This window comes from Steroidobacter sp. (genome assembly GCF_016790065.1).
Lineage (GTDB): Bacteria > Pseudomonadota > Gammaproteobacteria > Steroidobacterales > Steroidobacteraceae > Steroidobacter.
In genome coordinates this window covers 1-4222 of the sequence record NZ_JAEUPY010000359.1, presented here as the reverse complement: position 1 = coordinate 4222, position 4222 = coordinate 1, and the positions used below count along the sequence as shown (strand labels likewise).

The window sequence follows — 4222 nt, the reverse complement described above, 5'->3', positions numbered from 1 at the left end:
ATCAGCTGAAAATATTCGGTGCGGAAATCCCAGCCCGGCAACGACCCTTGCGGACTGATCGGTCCGTGGCCGAAGCATTCACGCACGCCCGCCCATGACGCTGGCTTTCGTGGCGGCATGAATCGATTGCTGCCGGCGGTCGAAGCGCCGTAAGGAATGCCTCGGAACTCGACGACTGGGCCATCGACGATGCCTTGCACCTTGCCGCTCGCGGTCTCGACGGTACGAAACATCGAGTTCGACGCGCTCCGTTGTGGCTGCGACGCCTGTGCCTGCATCGTGGCACTCGCCGCCGCGACACTCGCAGTCGCCACTAGAAACTCGCGCCGAGTCAGCGACGCCCCCGTCTGATCGTTTTTGATTTCGTGCTTGGACATCAGCACAAAATATAGGCCACCCCCGAGCGCGCCAAGCCGCCGGCCCGCGCCCTGGCCCGAATTGCGGGGTTGGTTAACTCAAATGTGTGCTGCGAAGAAGAATTTGCAATCGCGCGGAAAAAACTGCACTTGGCGCGAGCGTCGCTCCCGCCGCAGCTTGGCTCTGGCCATCGCCCGCGCGACCTGCTGGTTGGCATAGAACCTGCTCACGTCTGGGGTTGCCCCAGTAGCAAGAGCGATGACATGGATCTGCCCCGTATCTGCATCGTCTCGGAAATATTCCATCCCGAGGACCAGGGCGGCCAAGGCAAGCAGGCATTCGAACTGGCGCGGCAGCTGTTCCGGCAAGGCCTGCAGGTTCGCGTCGTGACGCGTCGCAACTTCGAGGGCTCTTGCCGGCACGAAACCATCGACGGCATCGACATCACCCGCCTGCCACCATCGGGATTACTCAAGGGCCTGGGCTGGGCCGCGATCCCGCGCACCTTGTACTTCCTCACTGGCCTGTTCTGGCACTTGATCCGCAAGCGCGCGGCCTACGACATCTTGTTCGTGCAAGGAGTCAAAGGCGTATTGATTCCGACCTTCGCGGCCACTGCACTTTGCCGCAAGGCCTATGTCATCAAAATCGACGCCATCAACGAACTCGAACATGCGCTGACGCCGGAAAGTCTGGCACGCATGGGCTTGAGCCGAACCTCATTCGTCGCCCGCCTCTGGTCTCGCACTAGAGATCTATTACTCGGCCGAGCCGCTGCCGTCGTCGCCATCTCCACGCAAATCGAAGCGGAGCTACGGCGGCGATTTGGATCCACGCTCACCGTGGTTCGAGTGCCCAACGGCGTTTCACTGAACGCACGAGTGTTAGGGCGTGACAAAGCTGAACTGCGTCGTGAGCTCGGCCTGCCGGAAGGTGACATCGCGATCTACACCGGCCGACTGTCGCGAGCCAAAGGCCTTTCGACATTGATCGAGGCTTGGACACCCATCGCGCGACGTCACGAGCAAGCGCAGTTAGTGCTGGTGGGTGGTGGCGATCGCTCTTTCGACAACTGCGAGGATGATCTGCGAAGTCAGGTTGCCGCGGCCGGCTTGCAATCCCGAGTGTTATTCGTCGGCGCCGTGCCCGATGTGACTGCTTACCTCGCAGCCAGCGATCTATTCATCCAATGCAGCGAGAGCGAAGGCTTCGGCATGTCGCTCATCGAAGCCATGGCCGCCGGGCTACCGAGCATTTCTACGCCCGTCGGCATCGCGCCTGAAGTGCTGGTGACCGAACGAAATGGCTGGCTCATTCCGATTGGCGATGTGCCTGCGATAACCGCAACCCTCGAACAGGTGTTCGCGGCACGCTCGCAATGGCACGCGATGGGTAAGCAAGCTCGGTCGACCGTCGCCTCCAAATACGACTTCCCCATCGTCGCCACTCGCTACATCGAGCTCTACATTCAGCTTCTCGGTAGTCGTGGCAAGAGCGACGGTCATCCCTGGAAACTGGTGCGCCCTCATTCCGACGTGCCGCTGGCCGATGCCAAACACCGCTGGGACACCGAGCTGCTCGAATACACCCACGACGCCATCATCATTTGGGAAATGGATGGCGGCGGCATTTTGTATTGGAATCGAGCGGCCGAGCAGCTGTATGGCTACCCCCGATCCGAAGCGCTGAAGCGCGTCACGCACCAGTTGTTGAAAACACAGCTCGCCGGCGGCGTGAGCAATTTGGAAGGAACACTGGCGCGATTTGGTGTCTGGGTTGGCGAGCTGCGTCATCAAGCCCGCGACGGTCGCGAAGTCGTGGTGGATGCCCGCCTCGCCGTGCTAGCTCAACACAGCGGCCGATGGCTAGTGCTCGAAGTGAACCGCGATGTGACCGATGCGAAGCGCGCGCAGTCGGAACGAGACGCTGCCGAACGCCAGCTAGCGGAATGGCATGACTCGCACACTCCGCTAGCGACTCCAGATCGAACTCAATCGAGTCAGCGCTGAACTGTCGACGACGATAGCGGCGAACCCGCCGACGCCGGCACCACCGGCAGCTCGATGTAAGACGCCTCTCGTCCGCCGCGATGAATGCCGAGAGTCGGCACCACATTGCTCGCTGCATCCGGGCGATTCTCCGGCGACAACGCGGGATGCAGCTCAAAGGTCGGCCAGTCAGCAGCGGCAATAGCCAAGCGAATCGAATGCCCTTTCCGGAAGCGCCAGGCAGTGGGATATAGCGCGGTACGAATCTGCGCTACGCGGCCGCCGGCGAATACTTTGGGATCGTAGTCAGCCTGGTTGAAGCCGTGCCACGGCAGCTCCGGCTTCACATCGATACCGGATTTACCGGGAATGATCTGGTCGTTGTCGCGCAGATATTTGAAGCCGGCGCGATGCTGATACTCGGTCACCAGAATAGCGGTGCCGTCGGGCGCCACATCTTCGAGATAGAAAAAGAAGTCGCCGTCGTCCGCGGTGGACGAGGCCCACAGCTGCACGATGGGATGGCCGATGACGTCGGTGTCTGCTTGCAACGGCGCGCTCGTATAGACCAACGCCTTGCGATCCTGCTCGGTGCGATTCGGCGGCCCCTCGGGCAGGCCATACATGAACTGTCGATTGCGCAGGAACACCGGGCTGGTCGGCTCGGCGCGCGGTACACGTCGATTCACTTCGGCAATGGATGAAGTATCGAGCGTCGGCGGCCATCCCGACTGATGGCTGAAATCGGCCTTGTATGAATCCTTGCCACGCGCAGCAGTCTTCAACTCTGACGTGAGCGCGTTGGCGCGGTCCAGATAAAAACGCGTCGCTTGCTGTTCGGCCAACGGCCACTGCGGCTGTTTGCGCCAGCCGCCATTCGCGACGAACATCGTCAACGCGGGTTCGCGCTCGATGCCGTTGTCGACGCCTTTCAACCAGCGATCGAACCATTGCAACGTCAGCGCCGAGGTTGGATCCGGCGTGGTCTCGATGGTCTTGGCGAACGCCGGTGAGATGCCCTGGTGATAGGTCGGCGTCGCCAGCAACTTGGTGACGTTGCTCGACGCCAAGCTCGACTGCAGTTCGAACACCGAACGCACGAACGGATCGAACCAACCTGCCTGGAAAAAGATGGGAATGCCTGAGTCGCGAATCTCCGGCACCCAGGCCCAATTGAGCCCCGGCGCGGTCAGCCCATCGCCAGGTCGCGGTGCGTCGCGAAATCGCGCGGCGCTGGTGAGACTGAAACCGTCGTAAGAGCCAGGCGCGCCGCCAGGATGTGCCTGATGCTGGAGAATCGCGCTGAGATAATAATGATGCTGACGCTTCACACCGTCGGCATAACGCGGCTCCGGCCCCTTCCAGATCGGCCAGGCATAGTCATCGTAAAACCAACCGTTGCCGTTCAGATCGACCGGTACTTCATCGAGCAAGTCGCCGTCACCGTCCTCATCGATCACCGGCGGCGCCGACGACAGCGGGAACGCGGGAAACGACGAGCCGCGATTCAAATGAAAGGTCAACCCCGACCAGGTTTGCATGAAGGCATAGGAAAACACGCCGCCCGGATGGGTCTTGAACGCATCCCAGCCTGGGTTCTTGGGCACGATGGTCTTGAGCGCGGCCGGCTTCATCGAGGCCACCGCCAATTGCGACCAGCCTTCGTAGGAGCCGCCCATCATTCCCACATTGCCGTTCGACCAAGGCTGTGCGGCGATCCAGTCGACCAGCGCTTTGCCATCCTGGCGTAGCACGTCGCTCATCTGATTCATCCAACCTTCCGAGGCGCCGGTGCCACGCATGTCGGCTGCGACCATCGCGTAGCCGTGCTGAACGAAGACGCCCGGTGTCTTACCTTGCGGCAGCGGGCCGACCGG

3 protein-coding genes are annotated in these 4222 nt (G+C 61.4%); 1 reads left to right on the top strand and 2 read right to left on the bottom strand.

Annotated features, from left to right (window positions below; all coding sequences use genetic code 11):
• A partial coding sequence (locus tag JNL55_RS14940) for a carboxylesterase family protein (protein WP_293854772.1) occupies positions 1–377 on the bottom strand: 377 nt, incomplete at its 3' end.
• A gap of 243 nt (positions 378–620) precedes the next feature.
• Between JNL55_RS14940 and JNL55_RS14935 the strand changes: the two genes are divergently transcribed.
• Positions 621–2366, top strand: coding sequence for a glycosyltransferase (locus JNL55_RS14935; protein ID WP_293854767.1), 1746 nt, complete (start codon positions 621–623; stop codon positions 2364–2366).
• Here JNL55_RS14935 and JNL55_RS14930 read toward each other — a convergent pair.
• Positions 2357–4222: CocE/NonD family hydrolase (locus JNL55_RS14930; protein ID WP_293854764.1), on the bottom strand; the 1866-nt coding region annotated here is incomplete at its 5' end. The two genes, JNL55_RS14935 and JNL55_RS14930, sit on opposite strands and share 10 nt — an antisense overlap.